The sequence below is a fragment of the Streptosporangium sp. NPDC048886 genome (genome assembly GCF_055586905.1).
The window spans coordinates 1-16,637 of sequence record NZ_JBVJHH010000028.1 but is presented as its reverse complement, the minus strand read 5'-3'; the positions used below and the strand labels follow the sequence as shown (position 1 = coordinate 16,637).

General features: G+C 69.8%; 17 protein-coding genes and 1 pseudogene. 13 read left to right on the top strand and 5 right to left on the bottom strand.

Features of this window, described 5'->3' with window-relative positions:
• Positions 1-587: 587 nt before the first annotated feature.
• On the top strand, positions 588-1,988 hold the full coding sequence (gene xylB, locus ACZ6R6_RS30610) for a xylulokinase (RefSeq protein WP_470099135.1): 1,401 nt from the start codon (positions 588-590) through the stop codon (positions 1,986-1,988).
• 157 nt (positions 1,989-2,145) lie between these two features.
• Here xylB and ACZ6R6_RS30605 read toward each other — a convergent pair whose 3' ends face one another.
• Positions 2,146-3,639 carry a mannitol dehydrogenase family protein gene (locus ACZ6R6_RS30605; protein WP_470099133.1) on the bottom strand — a complete coding sequence of 498 codons (1,494 nt, stop codon included), beginning with the start codon at positions 3,637-3,639 and terminating at the stop codon, positions 2,146-2,148.
• A 377-nt stretch (positions 3,640-4,016) separates the two neighbouring features.
• On the opposite strand from ACZ6R6_RS30605, the gene ACZ6R6_RS30600 reads away from it, so the two are divergent.
• On the top strand, positions 4,017-4,985 hold the full coding sequence (locus ACZ6R6_RS30600) for a TIGR03557 family F420-dependent LLM class oxidoreductase (protein ID WP_470099131.1): 969 nt from the start codon (positions 4,017-4,019) through the stop codon (positions 4,983-4,985).
• A gap of 54 nt (positions 4,986-5,039) precedes the next feature.
• Entirely contained in the window at positions 5,040-5,609 is a 570-nt protein-coding gene (locus tag ACZ6R6_RS30595; protein ID WP_470099129.1) for a hemerythrin domain-containing protein, read from the top strand.
• Between the two features lie 14 nt (positions 5,610-5,623).
• On the opposite strand, the gene ACZ6R6_RS30590 is transcribed toward ACZ6R6_RS30595, so the two are convergent.
• Positions 5,624-5,800 carry a hypothetical protein gene (locus ACZ6R6_RS30590; RefSeq protein WP_470099127.1) on the bottom strand — a complete coding sequence of 59 codons (177 nt, stop codon included), beginning with the start codon at positions 5,798-5,800 and terminating at the stop codon, positions 5,624-5,626.
• Positions 5,801-6,158: 358 nt separating this feature from the next.
• Here ACZ6R6_RS30590 and ACZ6R6_RS30585 point away from each other — a divergent pair, with 358 nt between their 5' ends.
• The 4 genes from ACZ6R6_RS30585 (at position 6,159) to ACZ6R6_RS30570 (ending at position 10,005) form a co-directional block, all read left to right on the top strand.
• The gene (locus tag ACZ6R6_RS30585; RefSeq protein ID WP_470099125.1) at positions 6,159-7,106 is read left to right on the top strand and encodes a sporulation protein; all 948 of its coding nucleotides are present in this window, start codon (positions 6,159-6,161) and stop codon (positions 7,104-7,106) included.
• 61 nt (positions 7,107-7,167) lie between these two features.
• A complete protein-coding gene (locus ACZ6R6_RS30580) occupies positions 7,168-8,124 on the top strand; it encodes a nucleoside hydrolase (RefSeq protein WP_470099123.1) in 957 nt (318 codons plus the stop codon).
• A gap of 117 nt (positions 8,125-8,241) precedes the next feature.
• On the top strand, positions 8,242-9,369 hold the full coding sequence (locus tag ACZ6R6_RS30575) for a S1 family peptidase (protein ID WP_470099121.1): 1,128 nt from the start codon (positions 8,242-8,244) through the stop codon (positions 9,367-9,369).
• A 75-nt stretch (positions 9,370-9,444) separates the two neighbouring features.
• The gene (locus tag ACZ6R6_RS30570; RefSeq protein WP_470099119.1) at positions 9,445-10,005 is read left to right on the top strand and encodes a snapalysin family zinc-dependent metalloprotease; all 561 of its coding nucleotides are present in this window, start codon (positions 9,445-9,447) and stop codon (positions 10,003-10,005) included.
• A 172-nt stretch (positions 10,006-10,177) separates the two neighbouring features.
• Here ACZ6R6_RS30570 and ACZ6R6_RS30565 read toward each other — a convergent pair whose 3' ends face one another.
• Positions 10,178-10,675, bottom strand: coding sequence for a GNAT family N-acetyltransferase (locus ACZ6R6_RS30565; RefSeq protein WP_470099117.1), 498 nt, complete (start codon positions 10,673-10,675; stop codon positions 10,178-10,180).
• 241 nt (positions 10,676-10,916) lie between these two features.
• Between ACZ6R6_RS30565 and ACZ6R6_RS30560 the strand changes: the two genes are divergently transcribed.
• The 4 genes from ACZ6R6_RS30560 to ACZ6R6_RS30545 all read left to right on the top strand — a co-directional run bounded on the left by ACZ6R6_RS30560 (position 10,917) and on the right by ACZ6R6_RS30545 (position 14,191).
• Positions 10,917-11,918, top strand: coding sequence for an MFS transporter (locus ACZ6R6_RS30560; RefSeq protein WP_470099115.1), 1,002 nt, complete (start codon positions 10,917-10,919; stop codon positions 11,916-11,918).
• A 45-nt stretch (positions 11,919-11,963) separates the two neighbouring features.
• Positions 11,964-12,803, top strand: coding sequence for an NmrA family NAD(P)-binding protein (locus ACZ6R6_RS30555; protein ID WP_470099113.1), 840 nt, complete (start codon positions 11,964-11,966; stop codon positions 12,801-12,803).
• Between the two features lie 217 nt (positions 12,804-13,020).
• Positions 13,021-13,275 (top strand): hypothetical protein, encoded by a 255-nt coding sequence (locus ACZ6R6_RS30550; RefSeq protein WP_470099111.1) that lies wholly within the window; start codon positions 13,021-13,023, stop codon positions 13,273-13,275.
• Positions 13,276-13,606: 331 nt separating this feature from the next.
• Positions 13,607-14,191 carry a hypothetical protein gene (locus ACZ6R6_RS30545; RefSeq protein WP_470099109.1) on the top strand — a complete coding sequence of 195 codons (585 nt, stop codon included), beginning with the start codon at positions 13,607-13,609 and terminating at the stop codon, positions 14,189-14,191.
• A 181-nt stretch (positions 14,192-14,372) separates the two neighbouring features.
• On the opposite strand, the gene ACZ6R6_RS30540 is transcribed toward ACZ6R6_RS30545, so the two are convergent.
• The gene (locus ACZ6R6_RS30540; protein ID WP_470099107.1) at positions 14,373-14,750 is read right to left on the bottom strand and encodes a hypothetical protein; all 378 of its coding nucleotides are present in this window, start codon (positions 14,748-14,750) and stop codon (positions 14,373-14,375) included.
• A 495-nt stretch (positions 14,751-15,245) separates the two neighbouring features.
• Complete coding sequence (locus ACZ6R6_RS30535; RefSeq protein WP_470099105.1) at positions 15,246-15,443, bottom strand: hypothetical protein; 198 nt, start codon at positions 15,441-15,443, stop codon at positions 15,246-15,248.
• A 367-nt stretch (positions 15,444-15,810) separates the two neighbouring features.
• On the opposite strand from ACZ6R6_RS30535, the pseudogene ACZ6R6_RS30530 reads away from it, so the two are divergent.
• Both ACZ6R6_RS30530 and ACZ6R6_RS30525 read left to right on the top strand, forming a co-directional pair.
• A pseudogene (locus tag ACZ6R6_RS30530) lies at positions 15,811-16,124 on the top strand (transposase); the annotation flags it as partial.
• Positions 16,125-16,145: 21 nt separating this feature from the next.
• The coding region (locus ACZ6R6_RS30525) for a transposase (protein ID WP_470099103.1) at positions 16,146-16,637 on the top strand (492 nt) is incomplete at its 3' end.

Here is a 16,637-nt window from a genome sequence, read left to right as displayed (position 1 = left end):
AACATATATGTGATATTTTTTAATAAAATATATGAGATTTTGGTTTCCGCTGGTTGAGGGAGACCCGATTCCCGGCCGCTGAGCGTGCACCCACTTCACCGCGGCGGAAAGCAAGAAGGCCGCAACGTCAAACGGACGTGTGGGCTGCCGCGGGTCTCCTGGATCACCTTTACGCCCGCCGTACCGCCACTCCGGCTCGCGCCAGGTCCGCGACGCGGAACCCACCGAGAAGATCACGCAAGCGCACCAGGTCTCACGGAGCGTCTACGGCGCCTCACCCGCTCCATGCCGCCTGCGGCCTGCCGGGACCGTCCGGGCAAGCGGGATCTTCAGCCTGTCGTGGCCGCAGTCGGCACCTGCCGGTGCGGTGACATCACCTGCATCAGGTCAGGACCATGACGCGGACCGCGAGTCCGCATCGCGGCACACAGCCGACGGCAACGCCGCCCAGCCTCATGTGCCGCCGTTGTCGCGCAGCCCGCTCATACAGTTCCACCGCCGGTGATACGAGTAACCGGATGCATCAGGGGATAACCACCTCATACAGGCTGACCTTCAGGGAAAAGGCTCATGCGAGTGAGGCATTGATGGCATTAGTGGCGGGCATCGACTCGTCGACCCAGAATTGCAAAATCGTGATTCGAGATGCCGCTACCGGAGGTCTTGTCCGCTCCGGCAGGGCGAGCCACCCACACGGCACCGAAGTGGATCCTTCACGGTGGTGGGAGGCACTGCAGACGGCGATCGCCCAAGCAGGCGGGATCGATGATGTCGCGGCGATCGCGATAGCGGGCCAGCAACATGGCCTCATCCCCCTCGGCACCGACGGTCACGTCATCCGGCCCGCATTGCTCTGGAACGACACTCGGTCGGCCTCTGCGGCACGCGACCTCGTATCCGAAACGGGCGCTGGTGCCTATGCCCGGAGGACGGGAACCGTTCCCGTGGCATCCTTCACCGCCACCAAGCTGCGCTGGCTGCGCGATCACGAACCAGGCAACGCTGCCGATGTCGCCGCCGTCGCACTGCCGCATGACTGGCTGACCTGGCGGTTGCGCGGGTACGGTCCAGCCGATTCGACCACACATGGACCGGATCTCGACGAACTCGTTACAGACCGATCGGATGCAAGCGGCACGGCTTACTGGAATCCGTTCACCGGCCGATACGACCTCGAGCTTTTCGAGCGGGCGCTGGGACACAGGGCGATCCTGCCGCGGGTCCTCGGACCTTCCGAACGCGCCGGCACGGTCGCCGGAACATCGATCGTTGTCGGTGCCGGCGCCGGCGACAACGCCGGGGCGGCGCTCGGACTTGGCGCGGCTCGCGGCGATGTCGTCGTATCGATCGGCACGAGCGGCACCGTGTTTGCCGTGACCAACCATCCGACGTGTGATGACACAGGCACCGTTGCCGGATTCGCGGACGCCAGCGGCTTGTTCCTGCCGCTGGTTGCGACGTTGAACGCGGCACGCGTCCTGGACGCCGTGGCGCGCATCCTCGACGTTGATCACGACCAACTTGGCCGGCTCGCCCTTGAAGCCCCTCCCGGCTCTCATGGCCTCGTGCTTCAACCGTATTTCGAAGGAGAACGTACTCCCAACCTCCCCGATGCCACGGCCACGCTCTTCGGGCTGACGCTCAGATCGACGACCCGGCCGTCCCTGGCACGTGCGGCGATCGAGGGCATGCTCTGCGGTCTCGCCGATGGTCTTGAAGCCGTCCGCGGACAGGGAGTCGAGACCGACCGCGTACTGCTGATCGGCGGAGCGGCCCAGAATGCCGCCGTGCAGGAAATCGCCGCCCAGACGTTCGAGCCGGCCGTCGTCGTTCCACAACCAGGCGAATACGTCGCGGACGGGGCCGCAGTGCAGGCGGCTTGGGCGCTCACGGGGTCGCGTCCGCGCTGGCCATTGTCCATAGCGGCCGAGCCGGCACCCGACTACCGCCCTGTCATCCGGGACCAGTACGCCCGATACGCGCGGTGAACCGACGGCGTTCGAGGGGAGCCAGGTTCGCGTCAGTGCCTTCACACTCGGAGCGATCGAGGACGGCCTGCTCCAGCACGACGCCTGTTTCGAACGCTCGGCTCCGCCTGACCGCCGCGGTACTCCCGGTCCGGTCGGAACGATCTGTGCCCCCCGCTCACGTACGTATTCCGTGCCCCGCGAGCTCCCGCACCGTTACACGGGCGCCCTTCGTGTGCAGCGATTCGAGCGCGTGCAGATACGGTTCGACGAAACGCTTGTCATCGGCGAGGTCGCCGAAGAGGTCTCGATTCTCGATGAAGGCCGTGGGGTGTTCACGCTGCGTTTTCGCGGTGGCCGTCAACTGCTCCTTCAGCCGGTCGACTATCTCGATCGGCTCACCGGACTCATCGACTCCTTCCGCGTAGCGCGCCCAGCTGGCCACCACGGCGGCTGCGCGCGTGACCTCACCGCCACGGGACAACTGCTCGCGCACGACAGGGAGCAGCCATTTCGGGATCCGGTCCGACGACTCGGCGCACAGTCGCGCCAGAGTGTCTCGCACCTCGGGATTGGAGAATCGTTCGATGAGGGTCCGCTTGTAGACGTCCAGGTCAATGCCCGGCACCGGCCGGAGCGTCGGCGTGGCCTCGATATTCATGTAGTCGAGAAGAAACGTCGCGATCACCGTGTCGGTGGCCACCTCGTGGGCGTACCGGTACCCGCTGAGGTAACCGAAGTAGCAGAGCGCCTGGTGGCTGGCATTCAGCAGGCGCAGCTTCATCAACTCATACGGCTCCACATCTGCGACGACCTGAACTCCGGCGTCTTCACAGGGAGGACGTCCAGCGGGGAAATGCTCCTCGAGCACCCACTGCGTGAACGGCTCGCAGACGACCGGCCAGGCATCCTCGACACCGAACCGCAGAGCCAGGGCCTCGCGGTCCTGGTCGGTGGTGACGGGGGTGATGCGATCGACCATCGAGTTGGGGAACGCGACGGTGTCCTTGATCCAGGCGGCGAGGTCAGAGTCGACGAGCTGGGCGAACGCCGTGAAGGTACGGCGTGCGACGTCCCCGTTCCCCTGGATGTTGTCACACGACATAACGGTGAACGGCGTGACCCCCCGGGCGCGCCGGCGGCGCAAAGCTTCGGTGACGAGTCCGAACACCGTGGCCGGGATCGCGCCGGGCCTCAGATCTGCGCGGATCGCGGGGGCCTCCGTATCGAACTCCCCGGTGACGGGGTGAATGTTGTAGCCGCCTTCGGTGACTGTGAGCGACACGATCCGTACCGCCGGGTCAGCCATTTTCTCGATGACCGCTTCTGGATCGTCGGGTGCGAAGAGGTATTCGGTGATCGACCCGATGACGCGGGCCTCACGCGCTCCGTCGGGGTGCTTCAGCACGAGCGTGTAAAGGCCGTCCTGCGCGGTCAACGCCTCACGCATCCGCGCATCGCCGGGAAGGACCCCGACGCCGCAGATCGCCCAATCGTGCGCCTGGCCCTCGTTCATCAGCCGGTCGAGATACATCGCCTGATGCGCGCGGTGGAATCCCCCCACCCCGAAGTGGACGATGCCGACGGTGAGCTTCGACCGGTCATAGGAGGGGATCGCCACCTCGCCGGGAAGAGTCCCCACTGTCTCCTGCTTCAGTGCGGTCACTGCCATCGATCTCCTCTTCAGAGACATCTCTGCTCTGTCTCTACGCCCAGCACGGCCGACCACAACAGCCTCAAACTTTAAATTTTTGGCATAACATTCCATTCTTATAGTCAGCGTTACAGTTCATTTCAAAACGGCTCTCGAGACCGAGCCTGGAAATTAGGGACGCCGCCAACGCCGCTGTCATCAGCCACCATGCCGGAGACTTTCGGTCTGGTCATTTCCGAAACCCAGGCGCGCGTACCGTGCCGGTGAAAGCCACCGGGGTGAGCCGGCCGTCTCCGGCCTGGCGGCTTCCCGGCCCGCGTGCAGTGATGCGGCAAAGAAGTCCAAGTTTCTCCGCTCTCCGGCGAGGTCCCCAGGGGGCTGGGTAGGGACCGGGCATGGCAGAGATCGGTTACACGATGATGTGTGAGCAGACGCCGGCCCGGCAGTTGGTGGACGACGTCGCCACGGCGGAGCGGATCGGCTTCGACTACGCGGTCATCTCCGACCACTACTTCCCGTGGCTGGAGGAGATGGGGCATTCGCCGTACGCCTGGTCGGTGCTGGGCGCGGCTGCGCACGCGACCGAGCGCCTGCCGTTGATGACCTACGTGACCTGCCCGATCATGCGCTACCACCCCGCGGTGGTGGCCCAGAAGGCCGCCACGATGGGCGTCCTGACCCAGGGCCGGTTCACCCTGGGGCTGGGCGCCGGGGAGAACCTCAACGAGCACGTGATCGGCCACGGCTGGCCGCCGGTCAACACCCGGCACGAGATGTTCTGCGAGGCGATCGAGATCATCAAGGAGCTGTTCGAGGGCGGCTACACGACCTATCGGGGCGAGTTCTTCGACGTCGACTCGGCCAAGCTGTTCGATCTGCCGGAGCGCCCGGTCCCCCTGGCGATTGCCGCCTCCGGCGACAGGTCGACGGAGATCGCCGCCGAGTACGGCGACGGGCTGGTGGCGACCGATCCGGACGGCGGACTCGTCGAGCGGTTCGCCGCCGCCGGCGGCCGGGGCAGGCCGGTCTACGGCCAGCTGCCCATCTCCTACGACCCCGATCCCGAGGCGGCCCTGGAACGGGCGCACCGGCTGTGGCGCTGGGCCGCGGCGGGCTGGAAGGTCATGGCCGAGCTGCCCGCCCCGGTCAACTTCGCCGCCTACGCCGAGACCGTGCGCCCGGAGGACGTCGCGGAGACGGTGCCGTGCGGCTCCGACGTGGAGGCGGTCGTGGAGGCGGTGCGCAGATACACCGATGCCGGATTCACCCACGTCGCCCTGGTCCAGATCGGCCACGAGCACCAGCGGGAGTTCTTCGACTGGTCGGAGAAGGAACTCCTGCCCGCGCTGCGGCGCCTGCCGTGAATCACACAGACCGATGAACGACGCATGCCCGCGTACGCGGAGAGGGAGCCATCCATGAGCGCGGATCAGGACACGGACGTCATCACCGTGCTGACGCACGACCACCGCGAGGTGGAACAGATGTTCGGCGAGCTGGAGCGGCTCGGCGAGAGCGACACCGGACGGCGCGGGGAGCTGACGGAGAAGGTCATCATCGAGCTGGTGCGCCACTCGGTCGCCGAGGAGGCCTACCTGTACCCGGCCGTGCGGGACCTGGTGCCCGGAGGCGCCGAGCTCGCGGACCGCGAGCTGGCCGAGCACGCCGAGGCCGAGCGGACCATGAAGGAGCTGGAGACGACCGATGTCGCCGACTCCCGTCACGCCGTCCTGCTGGAGCGGCTGATGAGAGAGATCCGCGCGCACGTGCAGGAGGAGGAGGGCGAGCTCTTCCCCAAGCTGCGCGAGCACGCCCGCCCCTCCCAGCTGGCCGAGCTGGGCCACAAGGTCGAGGCGGTGAAGAAGATCGCGCCCACCCGGCCGCACCCGGCCGCGCCGGACACCCCTCCGGCCAACAAGCTGGTGGCACCGCTCACCGGCCTGGTCGACCGGGTCCGGGACGCGATCACCGGACGGGGCAAGGACTGATCCGCCGCCCGCGATCACCGCGCGGCGGCCTGCTGGTGCGGGTAGACGTGCTCCAGTTCGTGGCCGGGCGGCAGGACGCAGCGGCGGTCGATCTCGGTGTGCGGGCACCGGGGCGCGTCGCTGCGGCGCGGCAGCGCCTCCTCCCCCTCCTCCCACCCGGATCCACCGTCGTCGGCGGGGTCGTGAGTCATGGGCGCGTGTCCTCCTGTGGCGTTCGGACGGTGACGCGCCGGCTCCCGGGCGGCCCGCGCTCACGGACGGCGCGTGGAACGCTCCAGCCTGAGGGGCGTGCCGGCAGTGGCGGCCGGGACCGGCTGACCGGTCAGCCGTCCGTGTGAGGCAGCAATCTATCCCCCGTTACTTCCGGCTGCCCAGAACCAATGATTTGACGCTGTCCTACTTGATCGCTGTCAGAGATCGGCGATCACGCACCGGATGCGGGGCAGGCGGTCCCGGAAGAGGACCTCAACCGCGTGATCCCGGGAACCGCGGGCGGCGATCACTCGTTCGCCGTTTCGGTTACGTCACCACAACAGGAGAGAGATATCCGTGGTCTTCAAACGGCTGCTGGGAGCCTTCGGCGTCGGAGGTCCCTCGGTGGACACCGTCCTGGCCGTGTCACGCGTCTCGCCCGGCGGGTCCCTGAGCGGAGAGGTCCGGATCAAGGGAGGGGATTTCGAGGCGGAGATCGAGCACGTCACCCTCGGGCTGGTCGCGAGGATCGAGACCGAGCACAGCGAGGGCGAGCACAGCGGTCTCGGGGAGTTCTTCCGTGCCGAGGTCTCCGGCCCCTTCAAGCTGGGCGTCGGCGAGGAGCGCGCCATCCCGTTCCAGGTGCCGGTGCCCTGGGAGACGCCGCTCACCGAAGTCCAGGGCCGGCCGCTGAGCGGCATGGCCATGGGCGTGCGCACCGAGCTGGCGATCGCCAAGGCGGTCGACAAGGGTGACCTCGACCCCTTCTCCGTGGCGGCCCTGCCCTCCCAGGAGGCCGTGCTGGCGGCCTTCTCCGGGCTGGGCTTCCACTTCAGGAGCGCCGACCTGGAATCCGGGCGGCTGTACGGCGTGCAGCAGTCGCTGCCGTTCTACCAGGAGATCGAGTTCTACCCGCCGCCCCAGTACGCGGGGCTGGTCAACGAGGTCGAGCTGACCTTCGTGGCCGACGCCGGGCGGCTTGAGGTCATCCTGGAGGCGGACAAGCGCGGCGGGCACGGCTCCGGTCACGACTCCTTCGGGCGCTTCCAGGTGAGCCACGAGCAGGCCCTCCAGATGGACTGGGGCGCCGAGATCACCATGTGGCTGAACGGCCTGGCCGGACACCGCGGCGCCCCCCACGGGGGCTACCACGACGACCACCACGGACACCACGGACACCACGGCGGGCCCGGCATGGGCGCGGTCGTGGCGGCCGGAGCGGCGGGCATGGTGGGCGGGTTCGTGGCCGCCGAGGCGATCGACGAGATCGGCGACTTCTTCGAGGGTGACGAGGAAGAGGAGTGAGGAGCGGGCGGGCCGCTCCCCGGTGGGAGCGGCCCGCCCGGGTCCCGGCCAGGATGGACTCATGAGCCAGGTCCGCCACGTCGTCGTCGACACCGACACCGGCATCGACGACGCGCTCGCCCTGCTCTACCTCGCGGGCCGCCCGGACGCCGAGATCGCCGCCGTCACCTCGGTGTTCGGCAACTGCGCCGAGGAGGACGCCGCCCGCAACATCGGCTACGTCACCCGGCTGCTCGGCCTGGAGGCGCCGATCGCCCGCGGCGCGGACCGGGCGCTGTCCGGGCGCGCGCCCGCCGCCGCGGGCGCGCACGGCGCCGACGGTCTCGGGGACCGGGGCTACGACCGCCCGCTGCCGGAGGTCACCGGGGAGTCGGGCGCCGAGCTGCTGGTACGGCTCGCCCGCGAGCATCCCGGCGAGCTCGACCTGCTGGCGCTCGGCCCGCTGACCAACCTGGCCCTGGCGCTGCGCGCGGCTCCCGGCCTGCTCACCGGCTACCGCTCGGTGGTGATGATGGGGGGCTCGGGTCCCCGCACCGGGCCGGGCCGGGCGCTGATGGCCGACACCAACGTCGTCAACGACCCGGCGGCCGCGCGGGCGGTCCTGGCCGCTCCCCGCAACGAGCTGGTGGCGGTCGGCGTCAACGTCACCGGCGTTACGGTCCTGGACGAGGCGGACCTCGGCCCGCTGCGCGCCGCCGGCACCGCCCGCGCCCGCTTCGCCTGCGAGATCCTGGACGCCTACCTCGACTTCTACCGGGGAAGGTGGGGGCGCCGGGCCGTCCCGCTGCACGACCCGCTGGCGGCCGGCATCCTGCTGGACCCGGGCCTCGCGACCGCGTCCGCGACCGGCCCGGTCCGCGTGGTGGGCGACGGACCGCTGGCACGCGCGCACCTGATGCGCGTCCGGGCCGGGCAGGCGCCGCGCTCGCCCCGCCGGAGCGTTCCGGACACCAGAGTGATCATGAAGGTCGACTCGGCCCGCTCCGTCGCCGGCTTCATCGAGGTGCTGGCCCGATGACCGCCGGAGCCCGGTAAATCGGTAACGAGCCCCATAACACCGTGATAGGGGTTTTTTGGTACATCCCTCAGCGCGGCACGGCCAATACTTTGACAGCACCCCTCACAAGGAGTGCGTATGTTCAGTCGAGGTTCCCTCCTGGCCGGAGCCGCCACCGTGGCCCTGTACATGGTCTCCAGCCTGGCACCCGCCGCCGCAGCGCCCGCTCCCCTCGCCCCCAAGCCGCCGTCCCCCTCGGTCATCGACGCCCTCCAGCGCGACCTCGGCCTCACCGCCGAGCAGGCCGTGGCGCGGCTGGCCAACGAGGAGCGCGCCATGACCACGGAATCCGCCCTGAGCGGCGCGCTCGGCGACAAGTACGCCGGCGCCTGGCTCAACGGCGACGCCTCCCAGCTCCTCGTCGCCACCAGCGACGCCTCCACGGCCGACGCCATCAAGGCCAAGGGCGCCCAGCCCGTGGTCGTCAGCCGCACCCTGGCGCAGCTCAACGCGGTCAAGGACCAGCTCGACCAGGCTCCGGCGCAGGCGAAGGCCGGCGCCTCCCTCTGGTATGTCGACCTGCCGACCAACACCGTCGTGGTCCTGGCCGCGCAGCAGGCCGCGGGCGAGGCCCTCGTGGCCGCCGCCGGCGTGGACAAGGACGCGGTCCGCGTGACGGTCTCCGCCGAACAGCCCAGGCCCTTCATCGACATCATCGGCGGGAACGCCTACTACATCAACGGCACCACCCGTTGCAGCATCGGCTTCTCCGTCACCAAGGGGAGCACGCCCGGCTTCGTCACCGCGGGCCACTGCGGCAGGGCCGGCGCCCGCACCACCAACCCGACCGGCACCTTCCAGGGCTCGTCCTTCCCCGGCAACGACTACGCCTGGGTCGCCGCGCCCGGCAACACCCCCAGGCCCTGGGTGAAGGGGTCCGGCGGCGCCAACGTCATCGTCCGCGGCTCCACGCAGGCCGTGGTCGGCTCCTCGATCTGCCGCTCCGGCTCCACCACCGGCTGGCGCTGCGGCACCATCCAGCAGCACAACGCCAGCGTGACCTACCCGCAGGGCACGGTGAGCGGCCTGACCCGCACCAGCGCCTGCGCCGAGCCGGGCGACTCCGGCGGCTCGTTCATCTCCGGCAGCCAGGCCCAAGGCATGACCTCGGGCGGCTCCGGCAACTGCAGGAGCGGCGGCACGACCTACCACCAGCCGGTCAACGAGGCCCTGTCGGTCTACGGCCTCACCCTGACCGTCGGCTGATCACCCTCCTCGCCACCACCTCGTCCTGGCCCGTCCTGACGAGCACCCCCCAACGGCCGAGGAGGTCTGACAGAAGTGTCAAGAGTCATCCGTCTCACCGTCGCCTTCGTCCTGGGACTCGCCTTCCTGGCGACGGCGCCGGCCGCCCAGGCCGCCGGGACCGGCACGCAGCAGGCGTCCGCGGTGCGTGTGCTCCGCTACGACGCCAGCCGGGCGGCCGAGTTCCGCTCGGCCGTGGACCAGGCGGCACAGATCTGGAACTCCAGCGTGGTCAACGTGCGCCTGGTCGCCGGCAGCCCGGCGGACTTCGTCGTGCTGGCCGACAACGGCTGGCCCCGCGCCCAGCCCACCGGCCTGGGCCGCGGCACCGTATGGATCGGCAGGCAGGCGACCGCTCAGGGCCACAACCCGCTGCGCATCTCCGCCCATGAGATCGGCCACATCCTGGGACTGCCCGACCGCCGCACCGGCCGGTGCAGCGACCTGATGTCCGGTGCGAGCGCGGGTGTGAGCTGCACCAACCCCTACCCGAACGCGGCCGAGAAGGCTGAGGTCGAGCGGAACTTCGCCGGCTCCGCCCCGGTCATCGACTTCGGCGAGATCTACGTCGACAGTCCCGAGGCCGCCCTGCCGTAGCGCCGGGAGGATCCGTCCGGTCCGGCCGGCCGCCTCACCGGGCCGGCGGATCCCACCCCTCCCCCACGGGAGCCGGGCGACTCCCCCGAGGGAGCCCGGCGACCTCGAGCCCCTTCCGGAAGGTCCGCGCGCGGGCCCTCCGGGAGGGGCTCGACGTCCGGTACGGCAGGGCTCAGGCCAGCCGCTTCTCGAAGCAGTAGGAGCCCTCCAGCCGCTCGTAGGGAGGGAAGACCGGGATGGGGACGTACCCCTCTCGCCGGTACACCCGCACGGCGTCCGGCTGGCGGTCTCCGGTCTGCAGGATGATCCGCGTCCCGCCGAGCGCGCGGGCCGCGTCCTCGGCCGCGGCCAGCAGCGGGCGCGCCACGCCCGCGCCCCGGTGGGACGGGACCACGAACATCCGCTTGAGCTCCAGTTCGGCGCCGAGCCGGCGGAGCGCGATGTGCCCGACCGGCAGGTCGGCGCCGAGGTAGGCGACCCCGGTGTAGACGACGGACCCGGGCTCGACGTTCATGCCGCGCGGCAGGTAGTCCACCTTCGAGGCGATCCGGTCGGCGTACCGGGCGCCCATCTCCTCCTCCATCGCCTCGCGCAGCGCGACGGCCGCGGCGTCGTCCCAGGCGACGGCCCTGACCACGATCACTCCGGCCCTCTCCGCCGATGCGGTCATGCGCGGGACCCCCTGACTCCGGTTACGGCTACCGGAGAATCCTGGCAGCCCCCGGACCGGCGGCGCCCCCCGGGCCCCGCCCCGGCTCCCTCCCGCCCCCAGCTCCGTCCTGTCCCGGACTTGACATCGGGCCCCACCTGCCTCACATTTATCTGCGTGACGCAATATCTGCGTCACACAATATATGTGTCGAGGGCGCGTTCAGCGTGCCCCGCGCTCCCTTCCCGAAAGAGTCACGCCCTTGTCCACGTCCGCCCACCCCACCACCGCCGTCGCGGAGACGGCCTCCCCCGGAAAGGAGGCGTTCCCCCCGAGAAGACGGTGGGCCGTCCTCGCCGGGCTGGGCTGGCGCTCCATGTTCTTGATCAACATTGTGCTCGGCGGCCTCGCGATCCTCGCCGCGGTCAGGCTCCTGCCGAAGGACGCCGGCGACCCCGCCACCACCGTCGACGGCGTGGGCTCCGGCCTGCTCGCCGCGGCCATGCTCGGGCTGATCTTCGGCCTGATCGACGGGTCCGCCAACGGATGGAGGCTCGTCCCCGTCCTGTCCGTCGCCGGCGGCGCCGCCTTCTTCGGCCTGTTCTGCCGGCGCCAGCACACGGCCGCCGCCCCGCTGATCAGGCCGTCGCTGCTGCGCAATCGGGGGTTCACCTCAGGTCTCGTCCTCGGCGTCGCCTTCTTCGCCGCGGTCTCCGGCCTGCTCTACGTGCTGTCCCTCTTCATGCAGAACGGCCTCGGCCACCCGCCCCTCAAGACGGCGCTCGGCCTGACGCCGGTCGCGGTGGGCATCGTCATCGCCTCCATCGCCTCCTACCGGCTCATCGGCCGGCTCGGACGAGATCTCGTCCTCATCGGCCTGCTCATCACCCTGACAGGCACCGGCTGGCTGCTCGTCCTCGTCCTGTCGGCCGGGACCTCGGTGGGTCCCTGGGCCCTCGTGCCACCGGTCCTGATCATCGGACTGGGGATGGGGACCTGCTTCGGGACCATCTACGACGTCACCATCGGCGACATCGCCCCCGAGGAGGCCGGCAGCGCCGGCGGCTCGCTCAGCGCGGTCCAGCAGCTGGCCAACGCCCTGGGGGCGGCCGCGGTGACCACCGTCTACTTCAACACCCTGGCCACCGGCGGCCAGACCCGGGCCGTGATCTGGAGCCTCGCCCTCGTCGCCGCCGTCACCGCCGTCAGCTGCTGTCTCGTCCGGCTACTGCCCCGAGGGGCACGGCCCCAGGGCCGCCACTAGATCTCCTCGTCCACAGCCACACCGACCGTGAGAAGGAAATCCACCATGACCATTCTCGTCACCGGAGCCCGCGGACTCGTCGGCGGCACGCTCCTGACCCTCCTGAGGAGCCGGGGCCTCGACGCGCGGGCCGCCTCCGGCAGTCCCGACACGCTCGACCTGCCCGGGGACGTGCCGGCGGTGCGGTGCCACCTCGCCGACCCGGCCACCTTCCCCGCCGCGCTCAAGGGGGTCACCTCCGTCTTCCTCTACGCCGAGCCGTCGCACATCGACGCGTTCGTCGAGCAGGCCGCCGACGCCGGGGTCCGGCACATCGTGCTGCTGTCGACCAGCGCGGTGCTCGGCCCCGGCGCCGGCGAGGACCCCATCGCCAGGTCACACCTGGAGGTCGAGAGAGCCCTCGCGGCCTCGCCCGTCGAGTCGACGTTCCTGCGGCCCGGCTCCTTCGCGAGCAACGCGCTGCAGTGGTCCTGGCCCATCAAGTCCACCGGGGCGGTGAGCCTGCCCTACCCCGACTCCCACACCGACCCCATCCACGAGGCGGACATCGCCGAGGCGGCACTCGCCGTACTGACCGATCCCCGGCTGAGCGGCGGGAAGTACACCCTGACCGGGCCGGAGTCCGTCACCTTCCGGGAGCAGATCGGCCACATCTCACGCGTGACGGGCCGGCCCGTCGCGGTCGAGGCCGTCAGCCGTGAGGCGTGGAAGGCGGAGATGGCCGACTACATCCCCGGGAGCTTCGCCGACGCGCTGCTCGACTGGTGGCGCTCCAACGACGGCTCGCCGGTCGAGACCACCCGGACGGTCGAGGAGCTGACCGGCCATCCGGCCCGCGGCTTCGCGGTCTGGGCCGAGGACCACGCGGGCGACTTCACACGGTAGGGGATCCCCGTGGTAGTCGCCGAAAATCGGGCGGATATCGCTGACCTGCTCTGATGTGAGGGCGCCGCAGGGGTGGTGTGCCGGTTGGTGGATGCGGCGGGCCAGGTCAAGGATGCCGCTGACCTCGCCCGGGTCCTCCGCGTCGACGCCGGTCAGCGATATTCGTTGGATTTTCGGCGGTTACTACCGGGCCCCCTTCACAACCAGCGGATCACCGGTGCAGACCATCGCCAAGGCCAACGTCGCCTACTGGTCCGGCCCGGCCACCGTCTCCACCGGCGGCGGCACCCGGACCGCCGGGCAGCCCACCGACGCCCAGAAAGTCGTCCTGACCGTGCCGAGAACCGCTTTCAGCGCCCGTAAGGGAGCGCTCGCCACCACCACGAGCTGGGTGCCGACGCTCGTGGTGACCCTCCCTTCCACCGCCGCCGCCGGTTTCTACACCGGCACCATCACCCATTCGGTCGCCTGACCGCTCACCCAAGGCGGTGGCGAAGGAGAGGCCGACCACCGTGACCTGTGTGCCCGCGCAGGTCAGCCGTCGGTAGCTGTGCCCGCATCCGTCACGACGGCGTTTTCGGTGACGGCTTCGCGTAGTGGCTTTCGCGGGCAGGACGCCCCGCGGGTCCGCTGGGCCCGACCGATCCCCGCAGGCCAGCCGGGCAATTGCCAGCAGTCGCCACGAGATCACCAAAAGATGCCAAATGTTCTTTTCGGACAGGTGCCGACATCCGATCGCCGACCACGATGGGATCACGCAGGACCGGCTCAGGTAGGGCGGGCGCCCGATGAAGGAGACAGCAGTGTCGAAGAGCCGTTGGGGCATCTCGTTGGTAGGCGCCGCCGGCATGGTGGCGGCCATGGCGATGGTGGCCCCGCCCGCGCGGGCCGACACCTGCCCCGCCTCGACCACCTGTCCCACCACGGTGACCTTCACCGTGACCGCCCCGGGCGGGCTGACGATCACCGTTCCCGACGGCCCGGTCAACATCGGCAGCGGCGCGCCGGGCACCCGGATCGGTGGGCAGCTCGGCCCGGTCACGGTGTCCGACCAGCGCGCCGCGCTCAACGCGACGTGGACAGCGACGGTGATCGCGGTGACAGGGGGCTTCACCACCGGCGGTGGCTCCGCCGCCGAGACCATCCCCACCAGCGACGCCCTCTACTGGTCCGGTCCCGCGACCGCCACCAACGGCACCGGCACCTTCGTCTCCGGCCAGGCCAACGTGGCGGCCGCGCAGGCGCTGGGCGCGTCGCGGACCGCCTTCAGCAAGACGACCGGCTCCGGCGACAACTCCGCCACCTGGAACCCGACCGTCGTGATCAACGTTCCCGACCAGGCGGTTGCGGGCACCTACACCGGCACGGTGAACCACTCCGTTGCCTGACCCCCTGTCGAGCCTCGGGCGATCTGCCGGCCAGCGCGTAGACCTGCCCGGCGGCCGGGGGCGGATTGCCCATGAGACTGTGGATTCCCGCAGGAAGATCCAGCCGGGTCAGTTATCGCCGAGCAGCGCCGTCAGGCGGTCAGCGCGACGGCGGACACGTTGACCGCCGTACCCGCGCAGGTCAGCCGCGTGCAGGCGTGCCCGCATCCGTCACAACGGCGCTTTCGGTGACGGCTTCGCGTAGCGGCTGCGCGGGTGAACGCCCCCGCCGGCGGGCCCGCCAGGCCGCGGTACGGCAGGCCGGGCTGTCGTAGCGGGCGTCGCGGCGCACGCCGACGCCGGGCACGAACCAGTGCCCGCACACCGGGCAGTGCCGCCCGATCCGGTCCTGCAGCCCCTGGGCGGCGGCCAGATCGACAGCGAAGACCTTCATCCAGTGGCGGCGGCTGCGGCGGGCGGCCGCCCTGCAGGCCGGGCCGCGGTAGAGCGCGTCGACGTGCATCGTGGCGCGCAACGGCTGGCGGCAGTGCCGGCAGTAGCACCTCCTGGCCGTGGCCATGTCTCCACCGTAGGCCGGAGGTTTCGGGCGTTTCGAGAGGGCCCCTACGCGCGGGCGCGCGAACAGGTCAGGCTCTCCCGCTGAGGGCGGCTATCACTGCAGGGCGAGCAGGAAGTCGATCTCCAGCGGGAGGATCCCGGCCTGCCGGTTGACCTCCAGGATCCGCTCCAGGAGGAGGGCAGACCAAGTACGCCAGAAAGGGCTAATAGGGCTGGTCAGGCGGTGGCGGCGGGAGCCGAGGTTTCGGCTGTGGATAGCCGTGCCCGGCGTGGGGCCGGATTGGTTCCCGCAGCGGTCTCGCTGCGCTGACCTGGTCAGACGCCGTCTCGGGAACCGGACAGAGTTGACGGACTGTTCGGCATCGGCCCGGCGGCGGAACATCGCGGAGCCGGCGGCCCGCCGAGTGGCCCGGAGGTCGACCGACCGCGGCCACAGCCGCGGGGACGACCGCCGAGGGAATCACCCGGGCCCCCAAAGGACATCGACGGTGCTGCCTCACCCCCCCAGGTCGATGACTGCGTCGAAGTGTGCGTGAATGTTTCCGTCGCCGACTTGGAGGTGGCCGGGGGGAGGCTCCGCGGGTGCGGCGTGAGCGGAGCCGGCCGAGGCGAGCGCGACGGCGGGCCCGGCGAAGACGGCCGCGGGCAGGGCCAGAGCGCCGAGGGCGAGCAGGGCGACCACAACACGCCTCAACTGACAGTAATTTATCATATTCAAAGAGTAACCAAAGGATGGCGACGGCACCAGGCGGCGCGGCCCGCCCGGGTCGGCGCCCTGTGTCTCGATTTCCATGTCGTCAGAATGGAAGTTCTGTCCGGTCGGGCCGTCAGCGCCAAGGATCATGATCGTTCTCAGCGCCAACGGCTGTTCGCAGGTTCCTCAACCCCGAGGTCAGCGGCTGAAAGAACCCTTCAAGATCCACTCAATGTTGGTTTTGGGCTTAGGGCCTCTAACAGAATGATCTCTGTTGTGGTTTGATCTCTCGCTGTAGCGGCGGCGAGAGGAGCGGCAGGTGGCGAGGCTGAAGCCGTGGGAGGTCAGCGACGAGTTGTGGGCGGTCATCGAGCCGCTGCTGCCCAAGAAGCAGCGCCGGAGTCGGCGTCCCGATGTCGTCCTGGGTGATCGTGGCTACGACCACGACAAGTACCACAGGCAGTCCGTGCCCTTGGTGTCCGTCCACTGATTGCCCGGCGCGGTACCGAACACGGCTCTGGTCTGGGTAAACAGCGCTGGGTCGTCGAGCAGGCGTTCGCCCTGCTGCATCACTTCCCTCGGCTGCGCATCCGCCGGGAGATCCGCGCCGACATCCACGAAGCCTTCCTCCGCCTGGCCTGCGCATTGATCTGCTGGCGCCGTCTCAGCTCATTGTGTTAAGGCCTGTTCTAAGTTCAGATCATGAGGTTGTGCTATGCGGCGCCGTCCGCCCCTGACAGGCGAAGGGGTATAGCGCGTGGTGACCTCACCGATGATGAGTGGGACTTGGTCGAGCCGTATCTGCCGCTGGGTGAGCGGGGGCCGATCCCGGACCTGCGGCAGCAGTTCAACGCCGTGATGTGGCATTTCCGCGTCGGCGGTCCGTGGCGGGACCTGCCTGCCGAGTACGGCTCATGGTCGACGGTCTACGACCGCTTTCGTTCGTGGGCGGTCGGGGCGTCTTCGGACCCCGGTAGTAATCGCCGAAAATCCAACGGATCTCGCCGACTAGTGCTGCGTTCCTCAAAGCAGGTAGGTGAAACGGCGGCGGCGTTGACGAGGCTCGGGGGCCGGACGGCCCCAGACCCAGGGGCGGGTACGGGTGTTGAGCTGCGTGGTCGCCACGGCGGTGGCGTAGATGATCTCGTCGGGGTCGGCGAAGGTCTGCCCGGCCAGGGCCTGGCGGCGGAGGAT

Coding starts and splice junctions, on each gene's coding strand:
- xylB (WP_470099135.1), top strand. CDS start 588: ATGGCATTAGTGGCGGGCATCGACTCGTCGACCCAGAATTGCAAAATC.
- ACZ6R6_RS30605 (WP_470099133.1), bottom strand. CDS start 3,639: ATGGCAGTGACCGCACTGAAGCAGGAGACAGTGGGGACTCTTCCCGGC.
- ACZ6R6_RS30600 (WP_470099131.1), top strand. CDS start 4,017: ATGGCAGAGATCGGTTACACGATGATGTGTGAGCAGACGCCGGCCCGG.
- ACZ6R6_RS30595 (WP_470099129.1), top strand. CDS start 5,040: ATGAGCGCGGATCAGGACACGGACGTCATCACCGTGCTGACGCACGAC.
- ACZ6R6_RS30590 (WP_470099127.1), bottom strand. CDS start 5,800: ATGACTCACGACCCCGCCGACGACGGTGGATCCGGGTGGGAGGAGGGG.
- ACZ6R6_RS30580 (WP_470099123.1), top strand. CDS start 7,168: ATGAGCCAGGTCCGCCACGTCGTCGTCGACACCGACACCGGCATCGAC.
- ACZ6R6_RS30575 (WP_470099121.1), top strand. CDS start 8,242: ATGTTCAGTCGAGGTTCCCTCCTGGCCGGAGCCGCCACCGTGGCCCTG.
- ACZ6R6_RS30565 (WP_470099117.1), bottom strand. CDS start 10,675: ATGACCGCATCGGCGGAGAGGGCCGGAGTGATCGTGGTCAGGGCCGTC.
- ACZ6R6_RS30555 (WP_470099113.1), top strand. CDS start 11,964: ATGACCATTCTCGTCACCGGAGCCCGCGGACTCGTCGGCGGCACGCTC.
- ACZ6R6_RS30540 (WP_470099107.1), bottom strand. CDS start 14,750: ATGGCCACGGCCAGGAGGTGCTACTGCCGGCACTGCCGCCAGCCGTTG.